Annotated in this window: 16 protein-coding genes and 1 pseudogene; 2 read left to right on the forward strand and 15 right to left on the reverse strand. The window is 55.2% G+C overall.

Going from position 1 to position 18,642, the window contains the following annotated elements:
* Positions 1-43: 43 nt before the first annotated feature.
* Together WBG83_RS01005 and WBG83_RS01010 are read right to left on the reverse strand one after the other, a co-directional pair.
* Positions 44-814, reverse strand: a complete 771-nt coding sequence (locus WBG83_RS01005; RefSeq protein WP_336741854.1) for an MBL fold metallo-hydrolase — start codon at positions 812-814, stop codon at positions 44-46.
* A 119-nt stretch (positions 815-933) separates the two neighbouring features.
* Positions 934-2,094 carry a metallophosphoesterase family protein gene (locus WBG83_RS01010; RefSeq protein ID WP_336741856.1) on the reverse strand — a complete coding sequence of 387 codons (1,161 nt, stop codon included), beginning with the start codon at positions 2,092-2,094 and terminating at the stop codon, positions 934-936.
* A gap of 279 nt (positions 2,095-2,373) precedes the next feature.
* Here WBG83_RS01010 and WBG83_RS01015 point away from each other — a divergent pair, with 279 nt between their 5' ends.
* Positions 2,374-3,819 carry a hypothetical protein gene (locus WBG83_RS01015; protein WP_336741858.1) on the forward strand — a complete coding sequence of 482 codons (1,446 nt, stop codon included), beginning with the start codon at positions 2,374-2,376 and terminating at the stop codon, positions 3,817-3,819.
* 345 nt (positions 3,820-4,164) lie between these two features.
* Here the strand turns inward: WBG83_RS01015 and WBG83_RS01020 are convergent.
* The 7 genes and pseudogenes from WBG83_RS01020 to WBG83_RS01050 all read right to left on the reverse strand — a co-directional run.
* A pseudogene (locus WBG83_RS01020) lies at positions 4,165-4,608 on the reverse strand (DUF4256 domain-containing protein); the annotation flags it as partial.
* 125 nt (positions 4,609-4,733) lie between these two features.
* Entirely contained in the window at positions 4,734-6,152 is a 1,419-nt protein-coding gene (locus WBG83_RS01025) for a ribonuclease H-like domain-containing protein (RefSeq protein ID WP_336741860.1), read from the reverse strand.
* Positions 6,153-6,308, reverse strand: coding sequence for a hypothetical protein (locus WBG83_RS01030; RefSeq protein ID WP_336741862.1), 156 nt, complete (start codon positions 6,306-6,308; stop codon positions 6,153-6,155).
* 29 nt (positions 6,309-6,337) lie between these two features.
* Positions 6,338-6,514: a hypothetical protein gene (locus WBG83_RS01035; RefSeq protein WP_336741863.1), complete on the reverse strand. Its 177-nt coding sequence runs from the start codon at positions 6,512-6,514 to the stop codon at positions 6,338-6,340.
* Positions 6,515-6,531: 17 nt separating this feature from the next.
* Positions 6,532-8,781, reverse strand: a complete 2,250-nt coding sequence (locus WBG83_RS01040) for a DEAD/DEAH box helicase (RefSeq protein WP_336741864.1) — start codon at positions 8,779-8,781, stop codon at positions 6,532-6,534.
* Between the two features lie 135 nt (positions 8,782-8,916).
* Positions 8,917-9,819 (reverse strand): TIGR01777 family oxidoreductase, encoded by a 903-nt coding sequence (locus WBG83_RS01045; protein WP_336741866.1) that lies wholly within the window; start codon positions 9,817-9,819, stop codon positions 8,917-8,919.
* Positions 9,820-9,911: 92 nt separating this feature from the next.
* Positions 9,912-10,769 (reverse strand): helix-turn-helix transcriptional regulator, encoded by an 858-nt coding sequence (locus tag WBG83_RS01050; RefSeq protein WP_336741868.1) that lies wholly within the window; start codon positions 10,767-10,769, stop codon positions 9,912-9,914.
* A gap of 137 nt (positions 10,770-10,906) precedes the next feature.
* On the opposite strand from WBG83_RS01050, the gene fabF reads away from it, so the two are divergent.
* Complete coding sequence (gene fabF / locus WBG83_RS01055; RefSeq protein WP_336741870.1) at positions 10,907-12,145, forward strand: beta-ketoacyl-ACP synthase II; 1,239 nt, start codon at positions 10,907-10,909, stop codon at positions 12,143-12,145.
* 235 nt (positions 12,146-12,380) lie between these two features.
* Here the strand turns inward: fabF and WBG83_RS01060 are convergent, their stop codons facing one another.
* From WBG83_RS01060 to WBG83_RS01085, 6 genes are all read right to left on the reverse strand, one after another.
* Positions 12,381-12,875, reverse strand: coding sequence for a dihydrofolate reductase (locus WBG83_RS01060; protein WP_336741872.1), 495 nt, complete (start codon positions 12,873-12,875; stop codon positions 12,381-12,383).
* The gene (locus WBG83_RS01065; protein ID WP_336741874.1) at positions 12,872-13,666 is read right to left on the reverse strand and encodes a thymidylate synthase; all 795 of its coding nucleotides are present in this window, start codon (positions 13,664-13,666) and stop codon (positions 12,872-12,874) included. The genes WBG83_RS01060 and WBG83_RS01065 overlap by 4 nt, the downstream gene beginning before the upstream one ends.
* 295 nt (positions 13,667-13,961) lie before the next feature.
* A complete protein-coding gene (locus tag WBG83_RS01070; protein WP_336741876.1) occupies positions 13,962-14,993 on the reverse strand; it encodes an ABC transporter substrate-binding protein in 1,032 nt (343 codons plus the stop codon).
* On the reverse strand, positions 14,990-16,366 hold the full coding sequence (locus WBG83_RS01075; RefSeq protein ID WP_336741878.1) for an amidohydrolase family protein: 1,377 nt from the start codon (positions 16,364-16,366) through the stop codon (positions 14,990-14,992). The genes WBG83_RS01070 and WBG83_RS01075 overlap by 4 nt, the downstream gene beginning before the upstream one ends.
* A 41-nt stretch (positions 16,367-16,407) precedes the next feature.
* Positions 16,408-17,730, reverse strand: a complete 1,323-nt coding sequence (locus WBG83_RS01080) for an FAD-binding oxidoreductase (protein WP_336741880.1) — start codon at positions 17,728-17,730, stop codon at positions 16,408-16,410.
* Between the two features lie 90 nt (positions 17,731-17,820).
* On the reverse strand, positions 17,821-18,639 hold the full coding sequence (locus WBG83_RS01085) for a creatininase family protein (RefSeq protein ID WP_336741882.1): 819 nt from the start codon (positions 18,637-18,639) through the stop codon (positions 17,821-17,823).
* Positions 18,640-18,642 lie beyond the last annotated feature (3 nt).

The raw sequence follows: 18,642 nt of genomic DNA on the forward strand, positions 1-18,642 counted from the left end.
GGCTGCGGCCTCCCTGCTCCGCTTTTTTTATACATAGAAGGCTTCACAGCAGGGGGACAATCTGCCCCTCCCGGGCCAGGCGGACATGAGACGGCAGCGGGTAATCGGCCCGCACGTCTACACCATGGGACATATGGGTAAAATAAACCGACCGGGGCTGAACCTCCTCCAGCAGCTCTAAGGCTTCGATCATATCATATACCGAACGAGTAGCCGGATCGGCTTCTTCTTTATAATGGCTTGTCCCCAATATAAGAAGCTGCAGGCCATGCAGACGTTCGGTCTGCTCCGGCGGAAGAGCAATGGAATCCGGGCAATACACCCAATGAAACGGGTCTTTATTGAAGCGATATGCGTAGGAGTAGCCGTTAAAGCCGTGATGAACCTTCCAGCCTTCAATCGTCCAGCCGCCGAAGGACCACCCGCGATCAATAATTACAGGCTCCACATGCCGCTCAATCCAGGGATACATCCTCAGCACAATGTCCATCACTTCAGCAGGTGCGGCCAATTGCCCCCTGATTCCTGTCCAGCGGCAAGCGTCCGCCCATTCGGGAATTCCGCCGATATGGTCAAAATGGGCATGTGTCAGCAGCAGCGTCCGCAGCTCTCTCCAGCCGTGCCGTTCCATCTGCCGGCCCCAATCCGGCCCGCAGTCCACGCCGAGCAGACCGGCCTCCGTCTCCAGCACCAAGCAGGGCCGGGTGCGCCGGTTGAGGCCGCTCTGGCGGGCATCCTCACAAACCCCGCAATTGCAATATAGGCGGGGGACGCCCATCGCATCACCGGTTCCCATAAACGTGATTTGTTCCATACCACCTGTCTCCTTCTCCATCCATTAAGAAATGCCCGGCTTGCGCCAGGCATGAGCTGTTTGCTAACCTATTCGACATATTCGCGAAGCCGAGCTGAAATTCCTGTTTTCTTTTCTGCCTAACGGAGTCCGATCTGAGACTTAAACCATAACAGGAGCTGGTGGACCGGGCTTGCCGCCTGCCCCGCTCCCGTGAGGGATGATCCCGAAGAAGAAAGCATGGGCTGAACGGAAGCCGCCGTGGCCGTTACTCCGACCTGAAGGCCATCCGGCCAAATCCATTCATTTCTCATCAAATCCCTTGCCCCGATCCAGACCCGATCCTTGTACACCTTCACCACAAGTCCTTCACTTTCGCCCGTCCCCACCGCCCGCTGATCAAGCTGAAGCGGATTTGAGACACTGGAGGTATTGACCGCTGTGAAGGAGGGCGTTACAACAGCCTGATCCAGACGAAGCGTATAGTGGGTGTGACCATTAAAGAAAACGGCCTGAGGATACTTGTTCAAAATCCGCAGCAGCGCTTCATGCTGTACCACCGACCTATGGTTTGGGTAAGCGCTGGTGCCCGTAATCGTATTCGGCAGCGGCTGATGCAGGAAGACAAAAAACGGCCGACCGGAACCGGAGGCTGCCTTTAATTGGGTTTCCAGGAAATCCAGCTGCTCTTGTGACAAGTAAGCATCCTCTTCAATTGACGCATCCGACTGCCTGTACTGCTCCGAGCCAAGCAGAATGAAATGATAGCCGTTGATTTGAGTATCCTCATAAATCCGGCTTCTTCCCGCCGCCTCCAGGAAGCGGCTCTTGGATTGCTCTTCGCTCTCTCCGTTCGGAAATGTGCTTGCATTCCACTGTCCTGACGCATCGTACCAGGATGAATAATATTCGTGGTTGCCTATTGTCAGCAGCACCTGCTTCGGATGAGGCGAGGCTTCTAGCACCGATTGGAAGGCCTTGTAATCCTCCGGCTTCCCCCGTTCCGTCAAATCGCCGTTCACAACGAGGGCCGCCGCGCCGGGCGCAACGGCGTTCAAGTCCCGCAGCGCCCGCTCCAGCTTGAGGCTGTTGCTTTTATCAAAAGACGATACATGTGAATCGGATAAGACTGTAAAAACAAGCTCCGGCTGGCTGCCCGCCGGCAGCGCGGCAAGCTCGTTCTCCGCCGCAGCCCCTGGCCCGGAAACAACCTGTGCAGCGACCATTGCAGTAAACAGCCACATCAGCCTTGTCCGAAATGGACGCTTGGCCGGATGCCTTGTCCAGTTGTACATTCTCATATGGCTTCTCCTCCTATTCTATTTCTACTCCATATATATCGTAACGGAAGCGGCATTTGTGAGGAGTATTTTGCTGTATTTCATCATTTGGGCGAATCCTGGTCTGGAACATCGAGAGCGGTTTCACCCGGCTTTCCGGTTCTCCTTTTCCAGCGGAATCCAATTTATTGTTTGCCGCTTGTGCAAAAATATGCCTAGTTTCGTTTCACCGAAGAACGGGCATATGCATAGTCTGTATCACAAAGGACACGGATTCTGAGAGGAAAGCGGTGTTGGCCTATGGTTGTACTGACGGGCATTCATTGGTTATATTTGCTCTTTGTGCTGCTGATCTTCATCTGGCTCATGCTGAGGAGAGACACCACGATCGTCTGTATTGTCGGAATCCTCGCCCTCGGCTGGGCGGCGACCGGCTCCCTGACGATTTCGGTCAGCGGCTTGTTCAACAGCCTGCTGTACGCGCTAAAAGAGCTGATGAGCACCGTGCTCATCATTTCCATTATCGTAGCCATGTCACGAGTGCTGTCGAAGACCGGTATTAACGAAACGATGATTTCCCCGCTGGGCGGCGCGCTGCGAAGTCCCGGGGTAGCCTTCTGGGGCATCGGGATTATCATGATGGTGCTATCGTTCTTTTTCTGGCCCTCGCCTGCGGTGGCATTGGCCGGAGCCGTGCTGCTCCCGATGGCCATTCGCGCCGGGCTGCCCGCCGTTGGAGCGGCGATTGCCATGAACTTATTCGGTCATGGCATCGCCCTGTCCGGGGATTACATTATACAGGGCGCGCCCAAGCTCACTGCTGATAGTGCGGGTATCGCCGTATCGGATGTCATGCTGGCCAGCATCCCGCTTGTCGCTGTCATGGGGATTGTTACGACGGTTAGCGCCTACTTGCTGCTTCGGCGCGATATGAAGCAGATGCCTAAACGAGGCGCCGGTTCATCCATGAAGCTTCCCCATACAGTCTCCCGGCCAGCCAAGCACGACGACGCCTATGATTCCGAGCCGGAATACCGGTTTGAAGCGGCGAAGCTGTATTTTCCTGCGAAGCTGAAGGTATGGCTGGCTGTTATCATCCCGCTGCTGTTCCTGCTGGATGTCGCCGCCCTGTTTCACTTCAATCTTCAGGGCGGAGATGCAACGGCGCTGGTGGGCGGAACCGCTCTGGTCATCCTGCTTGCCGTCAGCTTGCTGGCCCATCGGGGTAACGGGTGGTCCAAGGCGACAAGCTATGTCGTGGATGGCTTTCAGTTCGGATTTAAAGTATTCGGTCCGGTCATCCCGATTGCCGCCTTCTTTTACTTGGGCGATGCCGCCCTGTTTGATTTGTTCGGCAAGGTGCTGCCGGAAGGCTCTCACGGCATCGTCAACGATTTGGGGGTTGCGCTGGCCCATAACGTGCCGGTTCACCCGGTCGTCGGGGCAGTTACCTTGACCGGCGTAGGCGCCGTGACCGGGCTGGACGGCTCGGGCTTCTCGGGAATATCGCTTGTCGGCTCCACCGCCCAGCTATTTGCAGCCGCGATCGGTTCCGGTATTGCAACACTGACCGCGCTCGGTCAGGTTGCCGCCATTTGGGTGGGCGGCGGCACGCTGATTCCCTGGGCGCTCATTCCGGCCGCAGCGATTTGCGGGGTGGACCCGTTCGAGCTGGCCCGCCGCAACCTGAAGCCTGTACTGATTGGGCTGGCCGTGACGACCATTGTAGCGATGTTCCTGATTTGAGGCAGAGGCTCTGCATTGAAGGCGTGACTCTTGCCTTCCCGCTTCTTACAATGCTTCACCTCGAAGGCCTTCAAGTCGGAAGCTGGACAAAGAATGCTGTATGCATTGCCTGAATGCCTACAGCAAGCTTAAAGAGCTCGAAAAGGACATTAAACCCTGCGCCTGCTTTTACAGCCATGAGCGTTTACATTCCGCACCGCGCGCAGCTCCCGGCACGCGGTGTTTCAATGCATGACGGCGGTCGGTCGACCACATGGCAAAATGAAACGGCCTCATTCCCATGGAATTCAGGATGAAGGCCGCCTCATACGTTTCCTTATTGTACTGTCTCCTTGACGGGGGCAATTAGACTCTTAGCGAGCCACGGAACCCTCTGGCACCGTAGTAAGAATCCGCGCCATTATGATATACGAAAACATTTCCGTAGCGGAAATCACCAAATATGGCGCCGCCAAGATTTCTAATCTCAGCAGGTGTTTTCAACCAGCTTGATGTTTTCGTATCGAAACTTCCAAGTTTCTGAAGTTCTCGATATTGTTCTTCCGTTAAAAGCTCAATACCGATGGCAGCCGCCATATCGATAGCGCTATTTTCCGGCTTATGTGCTTTCCTGGACTCTAATGCCTCACGGTCGTAACAAATGCTTCTACGGCCCTTGGGACTTTCCTTTGAACAATCATAAAAAATGAATTCGTCCGCCTGAGCATCACGACCAACAACATCCGGTTCTCCGCCGCTCATTTCCATTTCATGGAGCGACCACAATTTTTCATCATTCGCTTCCACTTTTTTTGACAATCATATGCCGTCATCCAGTGAAACGCCGCGTACAGGAGGCTGCACGTGGTTGACGGGGCCCAGACGGGGCTCATCCATTTAAGGGCTTGGCTGCACAATCAGACCGGCCCGCCCGGCTACAGCAGCTCCCCGGCATAATGCGGACGCGGGGCGCGATTGGCTGGCGGATTCGCACTCTTCTTCCGCTTCGCTGCCTGCGTTCCCTCTGCTTGTCTGGCCAGCTTCGCCTGCAGCCGGTCTTTGCGCTTGCGCAGCGCAGCGAGCTGCTCGTTAGTCTCCTTACTTCTGCGTACCAGGGAGCTTCGCTGCAGCGCCACCCGCTGCGCCTCCTCCGTATACTCAAGCGCTGTCGTATAATCCTTTATCGTATGCTCACAATACATCGCCAGCTCAATAAACGGCTCAACCATAGCGGTACGCAGCTGTGCGGCATGAGCCGTGTACTGCTGCCACAGCGGGACGGCTTCCGCAATCCGCCCCTTCTTCTTGTAGTGGGCTGCGACCAGCGGCCAATACGACCAGCTTCGGGAGCTGCCGGATGGATGCCCGGTACCTGCCCCCTCCGGCTCGTATTCCAGCAAGCCGGCTGCCGAACCCTCTCCCTCAGATTTCCCGGCATGCCCATTCAGCACCATAACAAACAAACGGTCGGCCAGCACCGCTTTACCGGCTGCGCTGAGCCATACCGCTGTGCGGTAGAGCTCCTCCAGCTCCATCTCTTCCCAGGACGCTTGTCCTCCCGCAATGAGCGCAAAATGATGCGCCAGCACCGCCAGCGTCAAAATATCATTCTCGTTATGCTCAAGGACATCCCGCATATGCTCCGGGTTGCCGTCCGCCAGCATTTTGAAATACTGCGCCGGAGCCATACTCCCCGGCAAATCCCCTATGCGCCGGATACCGAGCCGGGCCAGCTCAATGTTTCCCAGGCGGCACGACTCCAGACTGGTGCGCCAAATCGCCCGGGACGGATACAACAGATCCAGCTGAAGGCAGTGGGCGGCAGCCTGCTTCATTCGGTTCAGAACAAACCGGTTTTGCAGCAGCGGCCAGTCGAATGTCCGCCCATTAAAGGAAACCATATAATGGTATCGAGCCAATTTGCGCTCCAGATAAGCCAGCATCGCCCGCTCTTCCGCCGGATTGCGGATCAGCAGCTGCTCCACTTGAAACTGCCCGGCTTCATAGAAGCCCAGCCCGACCATAAACGGAATATTTCCAGCTCCAATCCCAAGCCCCGTCGTTTCTGTGTCGAAGAACAGCAGGCGCTCCGCCGCAACCGTTTCGCCTTCCGGCAGCCGGAAGCAGCCGGCCAGCAGGTGAGCGGACTCCGTCAGCTTCCCCAGCTCATAATTTCCGTGGCTGTGCTCCGATGAGAAACGCCGGGCGCGGTAAATAAAAGCGCCTTCCTCGGTCTCCTGCAGACGGCAGCCGAGCGCCGACCATGGGCCTTCCTCCGGTGGAGGGGCCGCCTCCCGCTTCGGTGCAGCGGAAGAAGACTTTAAACTTGCAAGCCGTGAACGTATACTGCTCATTTACTCTCCACCCCGCTTATGGCTTCCCCTGCTTCCAGCCGCCCAATATGCCTGCGGGCGATCCTGCACCGCTCCGCTTCCGTCAAGCAGCTCGGCCTTGGGCCGGTATTTTATCCATACGAAGCCGAATTTGAATGAATGGGGGTATGATTCCATGTGCTCCCCCTATACTTCTGTAATACGCTTTAATACTTGGCCGTACCGGCTATCATCGTATTTTCCGGCACGTCCGGCACCGCAGAGCTTGCCGCTGCAATTGAAGGGTCACCGGATGTCACCCCCGGCAAATTCACGCCATGCCCGCCAATCCAAACAGTATTTCCAGTCGTTATCGGAAGCCGTATCGGCTGCCAGTCAGTCATTGAATCCCTCGCTTACACTAGATCGCTCCCAGCAATTCTACCGCCTTTTGCTTGGCGTTCAGCCCCCCGATTTCCGTACCGATGCACGAAGGACAGCCGTCTTCGCAGGGACACCTTCGAATCAAATTTGTCGCAGCGGCTTTTATTTCATCGAAACGCTTGTAAACGTCCTCCGCTAAACCGATACCGCCCGGGTAATGATCGTATATGAATATCGTCGGCAGCTGCGTATGCTCCGCCCTTATTTGAGATACGACATGAACGTCGCTCCGGTCACACATCACATGAATGGGTACAATGTGCCTTAGGACATTAGATATGCCTAAAAGCAGCTGCTCCAGTGTTTTCGCCTCTATAGCGGCCTCCACTTCTGTTAGCTCGATCCAGGTCCCGCTCGTATGCAGTTCTTCTTCGGGAAGGTTAATCTGCCCGTAGCCGATGTTTTCAAAGCTGGTCAATTTGATTTTTTTGAAAATGGTAGGCATGGCATTCACCCGAACATCACCGTAGTGGATTGACGCTGCGCGCCTGCTTTCCGTTCTGTCGATTTCCAGCACAACCAGCTTCACGGCCAGATTCGCATCTGTGTAATACTCTACATCGACTTCCCGCACATAGGCCTTCTTATGGTCCCAGTCGAGCTTCTCCACCTGATATTGTACGCCTTCATGTAAGTATATCGCCTCGTCGTGTAAAAGGGTCATGGCACTAAACCTGTCCATTTCCCCGATAATCCTCACGTTCGCTACGTCCGACTGGTCTATGATAACGACATTTTCCTGGGCAGCGGACCGCAGACTTACCTCGCTGGCTGGAAAAGCCTGGTTCGCCCAGTAGTAGGTGCCTGCCGCGCGATGCAATATCCTTTCTTCCACAAGGTATTCCAGGACCTCCTCGATCTCACCTGGACCGAATTCTTCCCCCTGCTTGAAAGGCAGTTCATAAGAAGCGCAGCGGATATGATCTACAAGAATAAGCAGGTTTTCCGGGTTAATCCTCGCCGATTCCGGGGAGCGATCGAAGAAGTATTCGGGATTCTGGACAATGTACTGATCGATGGGCGTGTTGCTGGCGACCATGACGACCAAGGCTTCACCGTGCCTTCTGCCCGCCCGGCCCGCCTGCTGCCAGGTGCTGGCGACGCTGCCGGGGTACCCTGTCATGATGCAGACCTGCAGTTGTCCGATGTCCACGCCTAGCTCCAGCGCATTGGTGCTTACCACTCCCAAGATGTCCCCGTTCCGCAGCCCGGTTTCGATTTCCCTTCGCTGTTTGGGAAGATACCCGCCACGGTATCCGCGGATAGATTTGGCCCCGATTTCGTTTTTGACCAGCTCCTGAAGATGGCTTAAAATGATTTCTACCCTGACCCGGCTGCGCGCAAAAACGATCGTCTGCACCTTATTCGAAAGGAATTCCTTGGCGAAGTGATTGACCTCCACCGTGGCGCTTTTCCGCAAATTTAGCGGCTTGTTGACAATCGGAGGATTGTAAAACACGAAATGCTTCCTTCCTCTAGGCGCGCCGTTATCGTCAATCAGACGCATAGGCCGGCCAGTTAGCTGTTCTGCCAGCGCCTTCGGATTCGCAATCGTCGCAGAGGTGCATATAAAAAGCGGGTTGCTGCCATAAAATTGGCAAATACGCAGCAGCCTGCGGATCACATTGGCCACATGGCTGCCGAATACGCCCCGGTATGTGTGCAGCTCATCGATGATAATATAGTTGAGATTGCTGAATAAGCTGACCCATTTCGTATGATGGGGCAGAATCGCAGCGTGCAGCATATCCGGGTTCGTAATGACGATATGTCCCGCAGTCCGTACAATCTGCCTTATTGCAGGAGCCGTGTCACCGTCATAGGTGAAGCTTTTTATATCGATCCCCATTTCGGCTATGATTTCGTTTAACTCGCTTTTTTGATCCTGTGCCAGGGCCTTCGTCGGAAATAGGTAAAGCGCCCGGCTGCCTTCGTCTTCAGCTATGGCCTGCAGGACCGGCAGATTGTAGCATAGCGTCTTCCCCGAGGCGGTCGGCGTAACAGCGACGACGTTTTCGCCTTTGCGAATCGTTTCATACGCCGTGTGCTGGTGCGTATATAGTTCCTCTATCCCGCGTTTAGCAAGAGCGGCTTGGATGCGCGGATCTACGCTTTCAGGCATTGGGCGGGTTTTGGCCTCTTGCGGCTCAACCTCCTGCCAATTCACAATATTTTCGTTATGCTTTAACTGCTGGATTAACTCAGAAAGGGTTTTTTTTAATTTCACACTTTCACCTCTCCGTATAGAACGATTGTTCCCCCATTATATACGTCCTGGACAAAATAAAAAAGCCCTGCTGCGGGGGCTTTTTCGTATTTTGCGTAACGATGGTCTTGCTGCTGTTGATTTCGCCGTCAAGCCTCAAGGCCGCTCACGCCGTGTCAGCTCCCGTATCGCCTCTTCGATGTCGGGATAGCGGAATACGAAGCCGTGATCCAGCAGATTACGCGGCATGACGCGCTGCCCTTCCAGAAGCAGAATCGACAGCTCGCCGAACACAAGCTTCATCACGAGCGACGGTACGGGAAACCAATTCGGGCGCTTGATGGCCCGTGCGAGCTGCTCCCCGAATTGCGCGTTTGTGACCGGGTTCGGCGCTGCGGCATTTACAGGCCCCTTCATATCCTCGCGTTCGATACAAAATTGAATGAGCCGGACCATGTCCTCCAGATGAATCCAGGGCAGCCACTGTCTGCCGCTCCCCACCCGGCCGCCGATGCCGAGTTTGTAGGGCAGGCTCATCTTCTGATACGCTTCCGCAGTCCGGTCCAGAACAATGCCGGTCCGCAGCTTGATGAGCCGGACTCCCTCAATGCGATCGGCCGCCTGCTCCCACTTCCAAACGACCTCAGCCAAAAAATGATCGTTTACAAACGGGCTGCTCTCATCAAACACCGCCGTTTCCGACAACCCGTATAGCGATACACCGGAGCCGTTAATGACCACCTCCGGCCTGCGATCCAGCTTGTCTGTCAGCTTGGCGATCTGGCCGGTCGCCCACAGCCGCGATTCAAGCACGCGATCCTTCGCCGCACGGGTCCAGCGCTGGTTAATCGATTCGCCCGCCAGGTTGACAAATGCGTCAAAGCCTTCGAAGAGAGCCGGGAACGATTGAACCTCCTGCCACGTCGCCCACTGAATGTGCGGGTGGTTAGATTTGCGGGAAGAACGGGAAACCACCCAAACCTCCCAGCCTTGTCCGGCAAGAAACTCAGTCAAGCGCTTTCCGATAAAACCGGAGCCGCCGAAAATCGCAACTTTCAATCCTACCCCTCCTGTCGTAAGGTCGTGAACTGCCATTTATTTCATCATACCACCTGCCGGAAACGGAAGCCAGACAGCCGCTGGTTCATCACTCATGCTTCGTTCGTTTTGCCGCTCAGCTCCATCAGCTGCCGCAGCTTAAATTCCGTAGTATTATCCTCTGCTGGAGTATAGATGCTGCAGCGCAAATCGCTGCTGCCCGAGACGTGAAGAGATGTCAAATGAAACAGCATTTTTCTGGCCTTGGCGTGCCGGAACTCCAGCAGCACCTCCGGAGCGGAGCTAACCTGGCTCTGCTCCCATAACGGGCCGAACTGGGGATCGGTCCGCTTCATTTCCTCCAAAAATTCCTCATACCAGCCGTCCTCCACATATTGGCCGTAATAAGCCCGGAAAATGGCCAGAAATCCTTTCACAAAATGCTCCCAGTTCACGGCAAGCCTGCGCAGCTCCTTCCGGGTAAACAGCAGCCGAATCATGTTGCGCTGATCGGGAGGAACCTCCTGAAAATCGAGAAACACATGGGCGGCCGCCTCATTCCAGCCGACAATGCTGCAGCGCCGGTCTGAAATAATTGTCGGACAATAGCGCAGCTCCTTCAGAATACGCTTGAGAGACGGGCTGATTTCCTGCTGCTCCCCCGGAATTAGCCGGTCAGCGGGCCCTGCCTCCAGCGCAAGGGCATACAAATATTTGCGTTCATCTACGGTCAGCCGAAGGGCAGCTGCCACACAGTCCAGCACCGATTTGGACACCTTAATATCCCGTCCCTGCTCCAGCCAGGTGTACCAGGTTGAGCTGACGCCCGCCAATTGAGCGATTTCCTCCCGCCGCAGGCCGGGGGTTCTTCGCCTAGTGCCGGTTGGCAGACCGACCTCGCGAGGCTGAAGCTGGGCCCGCTTCGATTTGAGAAATTCAGACAACGCGTGGAGCCGGGCTTGCTGGTTCATACGAAATGGACACCTCGCTATTTCTTCATCAACAGTATGCTGGTATCTATTATACTAGGATAAACAATAACTTGTAATAGGATAAATTACGTGGGAATATAGTCCTTAGCTTATGCATGACAAGGGAGGCTTATAGAATGGAACGTGTTGTTGTAACAGGCTTGGGCATCATTTCACCGCTGGGAAATGACGCAGGAACGTTCTGGGATCATCTCGCAGCGGGCAAATCAGGGATTTCAGCCATACAATCTTTTGATACTGCCCGGCACAAATCCCAAATTGCCGGAATGGTGCAAAATTTCGACGCGGAAGCGCTGTTTGGCCGCAAGGAAGCGCGTCGGATGGACCGGTTTTGCCAGTTCGCTCTGGCGGCCGCGCAGCAAGCGCTGGAGGATGCCGGGCTTTCTCTGGATGAAGCGGACCGGGAACGGATTGGCGTTTATGTCGGCTCCGGCATTGGCGGTATCCAGACCCTGCTCGATCAGCACCACACAATGCTTCAGCGGGGGCCTGAACGCGTTAGCCCGACGCTGGTGCCGATGATGATTGCCAACATGGCGGCTGCGATGATTAGCATCAGGTTCGGCCTGACGGGCCCGACGCTGGCCCCGGCAACCGCCTGTTCGATCGGTAATACCGCCATCGGTGAAGCGATGCGGCTTATCCGGTCCGGCGCGGCGGATGTGGTGATTGCCGGCGGGACCGAAGCGGCAGTGACCGACATTGCGCTGGCCAGCTTCAGCAGCGCCACCGCCGTGTCCACCCGCAATGACGCGCCGCATCTGGCAAGCAGACCGTTCGATGCGGGACGCGACGGCTTCGTCATGGCCGAAGGCGCAGGCATCGTCGTGCTGGAGTCTTTGCCTCATGCCCGGCGCAGAAACAGCCGCATCTATGCCGAGGTGCTCGGCTACGGAGCCAGCTCCGACGCTTACCACATGGTAGCCACCCACCCCGAAGGGATTGGGGCCGCTCAAGCGATGAGAGCGGCATTGCGGGACGCCAAGCTCCGGCCGGACCAAATCGATGTCATTAGCGCGCATGCTACAAGCACAGAGGTCGGCGACAAATCGGAAACGCAAGCGATCAAAACTACCTTCGGCGACCAGGCTTACCGGATTCCGGTGACAGCCAACAAATCGATGACGGGCCATATGCTTGGGGCAGCCGGCGGAGCAGAAGCGATTGCGCTTATCCAAAGCCTCCGCACGGGCATCATACCGCCCACCATCAATCTGGAGCAGCCCGATCCCGATTGCGATTTGGATTATGTCCCGAATAAGGCCCGTGAAGCCAGGCTGAACATCGGCATGTCCAATTCCTTCGGTTTTGGCGGCCACAATGCCGTCATTGTTCTGGGCCGCTTCGCGGACTAAGCGATAGCCACGCGTACTCCCGCGGCTAAGCAGCCCATACGGTTGTTCCATTGCTTCCACTGGTTAGCTGCCGATTGAGACATTACACACATCAAAAGCTTGTATTCATGGCATAGCGATAGACCGCTTAGAATCACAAAAAGCTATGCCCCTGCCTAAAAAAAGCAGCCCGAACACGCGAAGGCTTGTCCTTCGGTATCAGGCTGCTTCGTTTATGGCCTCGGTTTTTTATCCGTTAATCCCTTATGCGGTCATACACATAAAACGTATGCGGATAGACGTTCTCCTCATCCACAACACCTTCCGCTTCAGACACCAGCCGCCACTCGGCCATATCAATCTCCGGGAAAAAAGCATCCCCCTCGAAATCGTGATGTATCACCGTCATGTACAAACGGTCCGCCTGAGGCAGCAGCTTCGTATAAATGTCCGCGCCGCCCATACAGATCACATCTTCGTTTGCAGCCAGTGCCAGTCCTTCATCCAGCGAATGAAGGACGGTGACGCCCTCCGGGGCTTGAAACGATTCATCCCTTGTCAGCACCACATTATGGCGTTTGGGCAGCGGCTTGCTGCCAATCGATTCGAAGGTTTTCCGGCCCATCAGCACGGTGTGGCCCCGGGTTGTGCGGATAAAGTGCTGCATGTCGGAGGGGAGCCGCCAAGGCATCGCATTATTGATGCCAATAACCCGGTTGCTTCCCATTGCCCAGATGAGGGACAAGCTCATACCGCCACCTCCGCCTTGATGCGGGGATGCGGATCATAGCCTTCCAGCGTAAAGTCCTCGTATTCAAAAGCGAACAAATCCTTCACGTCAGGGTTCAGCTTCATAACTGGCAGCGCCTTAGGCTCACGGCTGAGCTGCAGCTTGACCTGCTCGATATGATTCGAATAAATGTGCACATCGCCGAACGTATGGACGAAATCCCCCGGCTGCAGCCCCGCCGCCTGTGCAATCATCATCGTCAGGAGCGCGTAGGAAGCGATGTTAAACGGAACGCCGAGGAATACGTCCGCGCTGCGTTGATACAGCTGGCAGGACAATTTCCCGTTCGACACGTAAAACTGGAACAAGCAGTGGCACGGCGCCAGCGCCATTTCCGGCAAATCCGCCACGTTCCAGGCACTGACAATGAGACGGCGCGAATCCGGGTTTGTACGCAGCTGATCCAGAAGAATTTTGATTTGGTCAATCGTCTCTCCATCCGATCCGCTCCAGGAACGCCATTGATGACCGTATACCGGTCCGAGATTGCCTTCGCTGTCAGCCCATTCATCCCAGATGCTTACCCCATGATCCTGCAAATATTTGACATTCGTATCGCCGCGTAAAAACCAGAGCAGCTCATAAATAATTGATTTCAGATGCACTTTCTTCGTTGTCACCAGCGGAAAGCCCTGGGACAAATCAAAACGGAGCTGCCGGCCGAACACCGAGATGGTGCCGGTGCCCGTACGGTCCTCTTTTTCCACCCCATGGTCCATAATATCCTGCAATAAATCCAGATAAGCCTTCATTAAGCGCACTCCTCTGCTTCATCAATGTCATCCCATTATTATAACGGAATCCTGTTTAAGAACATAGGGGCTGCACAACAATTGGTTTCGCCATAACTGAAACAATCCGGTCTTAATGGATTTTCATTGCTTTCCAGGAAAGCCGTGTCTCTTTGCATTCCACAGATTCCTATAAGCCCCCTGTTCCCCTGAGCTATAACACATCCGAGATCTGCTCGCCATAGAACGGGAAAAGGTTCGAAAAAATAAAAAAGATAACGGCTGCTGACGAGCCGTTATCTATCAAATCATTTACTTATTTTTTCGGCAAGAACTCCGTTGTAAATACTTTCGATACATCCTGCGGCGCTTTCAGCAGGCCGATCTCCACAAGCTGTTTATTCAGTTGCTCCCAGCGCTCTTTGCTCATGTAACCGACACCGTGTGTTGCGGCATCGCCCTCATAAACAAGCGGCTGCAGCGCTTTGGCGCCGTACTCCATTACATCCATCGGGTTATCCGGATTTTTCTCTTTGATGTAGGTGTTGATTTCGGATGAATGATCCTTGAAGTAATCCCAGCCTTTGACAGTTGCTTCAACGAACGCCTTCACCTCTTGCGGGTGATCCTTAATATACGCTTCGGTGGTGAACATCACGTTGCCATACAAGGTGTAGCCTTGATCCGCGTTCAGCAAATATTCGGTTTCTATCCCCTTTTGCTTCAGCACGTACGGTTCGGAGGTAATGTAGCTTTGAACAACGGCGGATTTGTCGTTGATGAAGCTGGACAGGTCTCCGGTGTACTTCAGCTCTGTCGTTTTGCTCAGGTCATATTTGTGCTTGTAGTATTCCCAGTAGGAGGCGCCGCTGGCTACATACACTTTGCGTCCGTTGAGATCGCCAGCGTTTTTAATGTTCTCGCCTTTGTGGAACAAGAGCGATTGCGGGCTTTTTTGGAAGGTTCCCAAAACGGCAACGAGCGGAATCCCGTTCTGGCGCGCAAGCAGCAGCTCATCCATTTGCCCCATTCCGAATTGAGCCATGCCCGAAGCTACGATTTGCGTTGCCGACACGCCCGGACCGCCGGATTGAATCGTCATATCGAGGCCCGCTTCTTTATAAAAGCCCTTCAGGTCCGCCGCATAGTTGCCGCCGTGCTCCGGCTGAGCATACCAGTTCGTCACTTGCTTGACCGCGGTCAGCTTCTTCTCCGTCGTCCCGGTCCCGTTGGCAGCCGGTTCGGCTTGCTTGCCGGAAGCACATCCCGAGAGAACAGCAGTCCCCATTAATACCGCAGCTAACACCAATTTACCCGAAAAACGGAATCCATTTTGTTTTTTCATCATCGTATGTCTCCTCCACAATCTCTCTTTAATTTTTTAATGATGTCAAATGTATTCCGAATATGATCTATGCCGCCGGCGCTCCATGTCCGGCTTGCCGTTGCGTGGACAAACCGTCCCTTCACCCCAACCCATCTGGACGGCGATTGCCCGACGAACAGCTCGTGTATGCTGCTTGCGTCGGTAATGACAAATGTCGCTGGACGGCCCTCCGCTACGCCATAGCCGATAAGGCCCATATTGGCCGCAGGCGTCTCTGTCATCATCCGGAGCAGCTGGCGCAGCTCGGCCGGACTCCCCAGCTGTGCCGCGTAGGCGGTAAGAAGTCCGATTTGCAGCATATCGGCCCGCCCAAAGGGATGAAACGGGTCCTGGACATTATCGGATGCCGTTGCCAGCGGAACGGATGCGCCGAGCAGCTCCTTCACCCGGGTTACCCCCCGGCGGAAAGGCCCTGTATCCTCCCGTCCTTGCAAATACATATTTGCTGCGGGCAGGGTGACCGCCCCTATTCTGGCTTCGGCCATCAAAGCAATAATTCCGGCCGCCTCCTCCGGCGGCATGGCCGACAAGGAGCACAAATGTCCAGCCACGACCCGCCCTTGATACTCATGGCGCAGGGTTTCTTGGGCAATCGTGACCACCGTGCGCCGCGCCGGATCGTCACTCTCATCGGCATGAAGGTCCACGAATTTGCCATGCTTTACCGCAAGGGCAAACAGCTTCTTAATCGCAGGCTCCGGTTCAGGTCCCAGATGCGGCGCCCCTCCCAGCCCATCCATGCCAAGCCGGAGCAGCTCCTCGGCGGCATCCAGGCTTTCGCCGGACAATTCATCGTAAGGGCACATCGGAAACAGCTGCAGCTCCACGTAGTCCTGCAATAATTCCCTTGCTTCCAGAGCGGCCTCCATCGTACGGAATGCAATATCCTTGCCCAGACGGAGATGGAAATCCAGATGCGTCCGGATATGAGTCGTTCCGTGAGATAACGCCTGAAGCGCGGTGCTAATGATACGGCGCTTAATTTCGTCCTTGCTGAACCCGGCCACATGAGCGCTGTAATTTTGAATGGCTTCACCCAGCGTTCCCGTTACATTCCCGACCGTGCGAAGCGAAGTCGCTTTGTCCAGATGCATGTGCATATCGACAAAGCCCGGCAGCAGTATCCTTCCCTGCGCATCAATCATTTGCGAGGGCGATCCGCCCGGAGCAACGGAGCTCAGCGGAACAAGTCCCGCAGGATGAAACTCCATAGTCCCCGTCTGCTCAGCAATCGAGAGCCATACCCCCTCCTCTGCCTTTAATTCATACAGCTTGGTCTCATCCTTTAACGGGAGCCTCACATTGACCAGATGCAGGCTGTTAGTACGTTTCATGCTTGCTCACCCCCTTTAAAGGCCTCTGACTGGTTGACTGGCTACAAGTTGATTTTGCCCGGATTCAGCAGCCGGCGCGGGTCATTAATAAGCTTCGTCCGTTCCATGCGGTCAAACTCGCCGAACCGGGCCTCATTGACGACCCACGTATGCGGATTGGACACCCTCATATCGTTGGCTTCGAAGAAATCGATAATGTCGTACAGCCGCGCCTGGGTCGTATACCGGACCAGCGGAATCATAACCGGAATCAGCCGTCCGCCCGCTCTCATCCACTCATTATGAATCAGAACCTCATCCCCGAATGTTTCCTTCAGGAGATGGAACTGCTCCAAATAGCTGTGTAATTTGAAGGAAGCCTGCAGGTACGTTATGGTCGGGTCAGTTTTAAGCGCCCACAGCGTTGTATGGTTCCAGGTGAAATCGGACAGGCTGACCGTCTTCTTGTATTTCTCGGCCGGAACTGTGTGGCCCCTGCGGCCTCCAAACTGCCCGGCATAGGCCTCCAGAGCCTCCAGCGTGCCGTCCTCGGTTTCCAGGAGAACCGCAGCGGCCTCCCGTTCCAGATGCTTGGACAGCGGAGTGAAATACTCGGGTATCGGCCATTCCATCGAGCTGACCAGACGCTTCCGAATCGATTCATCCAGCGCGACCGCTTCACTAAACCGTGCCGCCGCCTCGTACGAATCAAAGTGGAAAACGGTTTGCAGCCACTCGTGGCGCGGGGCCAGCGGAATGGTCAGCTCCGTCATAATCCCTGTCGTTCCATAGCTGTGAATGTAATCGAACAAATCTTCACCCTTAATTACCAGGCGGCGCGGGCGCTCTTCCATCGTATAAATGACAGCTTCCAGCACATTGCCGTCCCACAGATTCCCCCAGGTAATAGAGCCCAGTCCCCCTGATCCGCCGCTGACGAAGCCGCCGATGGTCGCCACCATGAAGGTGCTCGGAAAAATACGAAGCTCCTGTCCCGTCTCACGGGCTTTTTTCTCCATGACGCCCATCTTCACGCCGCACTGTACCCGGGTATAGCCGTCGCCGATTTCCAATATCGAATCAAGCTTGCTCAAATCCAGCAAAATGCCGCCTTCCAGAGGAACCGCTTGGCCGTAGTTGCCCGTCCCCGCACCCCGAACCGTTACCGGAATGCTGTTTCGGTAAGCGTAGGCGAGCACCGCCTCGACGTCCTGCTCGGATTTGACGACGACCACGCCGTCAGCGACCTTGCCTTTCAGCTTGCTGTCCAGGACAGGCGAATACCAATAGTAATCCTTGGACAGCTTCTCCACAGTAGCCTCATCACTGACAACACGGTCTGCGCCGAGCAGATCCGCCATTTCCTTCTCCCATGCAATCGCCATTGGCACTCTCTCCCCATGTGTCTATATGTGTTGATGTGTTGACCTGTTTACCAGAGCTAAGGTCCGGTGAAGCTTAGAGACGCGCGATTATCATTTCACTTCCAGGGACGGCACCTTCACGCTGGCCATGTCGAACCTGGCGATTTCCAGCAGTCCCCGGGCAATCAGCTTGCCGCCATTTTCAAAAATTTTCCGGCCTGTTTCGATTGTCGCCTGCTTGGCGTTCCCCGAGATGCCGCTATGGGAGAGGTCATCCACTACCCAGGCGAAGGCTTTCTTTTTAAATTGAAGGAACTCCCCTTGCGGATAATTCGGAATCTCTGAAGGAGCTGCCTCCATATCCACCCAATTTGGCTTCAGCCACAGCACCTGGGAGGTTTCCGCTTCGCCGCCGTGAATGCCGACTGCCTGCTCCTCGGCGCTAATGATGCCTTCAGAAGCCATAAAGCCGGGATCCAGACGGAATACGGCGAGTCCGGTTTCGATGCGGATGTCCCGGGCCATCATGTTCAGCACGTCCACGTTGCCGCCGTGTGTCGAGAAAAGCACCAGCTTTTGAAATCCGCTGGCCTTCAGGCTTTTGGCAATGTCCATCAGCATGCTCATCATGGTTGAAGCCGAGAAGGTAACGGTGCCCGAATGTCCCAGATGCTCCGAGCTTTTGCCGAACGGAAGCGCTGGCAGCAGCCAGATGTGCTCCTCCTCCGGAAGCTCTTCAAACGCGTATGTCAAAAAGCCTTCGCCAATCAGCGTATCGGTGAACGCCGGGAGATGCGGCCCATGCTGCTCGGTCGCGCCGATAGGCAGTACGACAACCGCCCGATCCTTCGGAAGCTCTGCAACCTGAACCTTATTTAATCGCGGTAGAAACCGCTTATCCCAGGCTTTTCCAGTGTAACGGTTAAACATCTT

It is taken from the genome of Paenibacillus sp. y28 (genome assembly GCF_037137075.1).
In the GTDB taxonomy this organism is placed as follows: Bacteria; Bacillota; Bacilli; order Paenibacillales; family NBRC-103111; genus JBBBNV01.

What these genes read in the sequence shown, in the direction of transcription:
- WBG83_RS01085 (WP_336741882.1), bottom strand. Translation starts at nt 18,639, where the DNA reads ATGTTTAACCGTTACACTGGAAAAGCCTGGGATAAGCGGTTTCTACCG.
- WBG83_RS01010 (WP_336741856.1), bottom strand. Translation starts at nt 2,094, where the DNA reads ATGAGAATGTACAACTGGACAAGGCATCCGGCCAAGCGTCCATTTCGG.
- WBG83_RS01080 (WP_336741880.1), bottom strand. Translation starts at nt 17,730, where the DNA reads ATGGCGATTGCATGGGAGAAGGAAATGGCGGATCTGCTCGGCGCAGAC.
- WBG83_RS01030 (WP_336741862.1), bottom strand. Translation starts at nt 6,308, where the DNA reads ATGGAATCATACCCCCATTCATTCAAATTCGGCTTCGTATGGATAAAA.
- WBG83_RS01035 (WP_336741863.1), bottom strand. Translation starts at nt 6,514, where the DNA reads ATGACTGACTGGCAGCCGATACGGCTTCCGATAACGACTGGAAATACT.
- WBG83_RS01005 (WP_336741854.1), bottom strand. Translation starts at nt 814, where the DNA reads ATGGAACAAATCACGTTTATGGGAACCGGTGATGCGATGGGCGTCCCC.
- WBG83_RS01065 (WP_336741874.1), bottom strand. Translation starts at nt 13,666, where the DNA reads ATGAAGGCTTATCTGGATTTATTGCAGGATATTATGGACCATGGGGTG.
- WBG83_RS01070 (WP_336741876.1), bottom strand. Translation starts at nt 14,993, where the DNA reads ATGATGAAAAAACAAAATGGATTCCGTTTTTCGGGTAAATTGGTGTTA.
- WBG83_RS01075 (WP_336741878.1), bottom strand. Translation starts at nt 16,366, where the DNA reads ATGAAACGTACTAACAGCCTGCATCTGGTCAATGTGAGGCTCCCGTTA.
- WBG83_RS01050 (WP_336741868.1), bottom strand. Translation starts at nt 10,769, where the DNA reads ATGAACCAGCAAGCCCGGCTCCACGCGTTGTCTGAATTTCTCAAATCG.
- fabF (WP_336741870.1), top strand. Translation starts at nt 10,907, where the DNA reads ATGGAACGTGTTGTTGTAACAGGCTTGGGCATCATTTCACCGCTGGGA.
- WBG83_RS01015 (WP_336741858.1), top strand. Translation starts at nt 2,374, where the DNA reads ATGGTTGTACTGACGGGCATTCATTGGTTATATTTGCTCTTTGTGCTG.
- WBG83_RS01025 (WP_336741860.1), bottom strand. Translation starts at nt 6,152, where the DNA reads ATGAGCAGTATACGTTCACGGCTTGCAAGTTTAAAGTCTTCTTCCGCT.
- WBG83_RS01060 (WP_336741872.1), bottom strand. Translation starts at nt 12,875, where the DNA reads ATGAGCTTGTCCCTCATCTGGGCAATGGGAAGCAACCGGGTTATTGGC.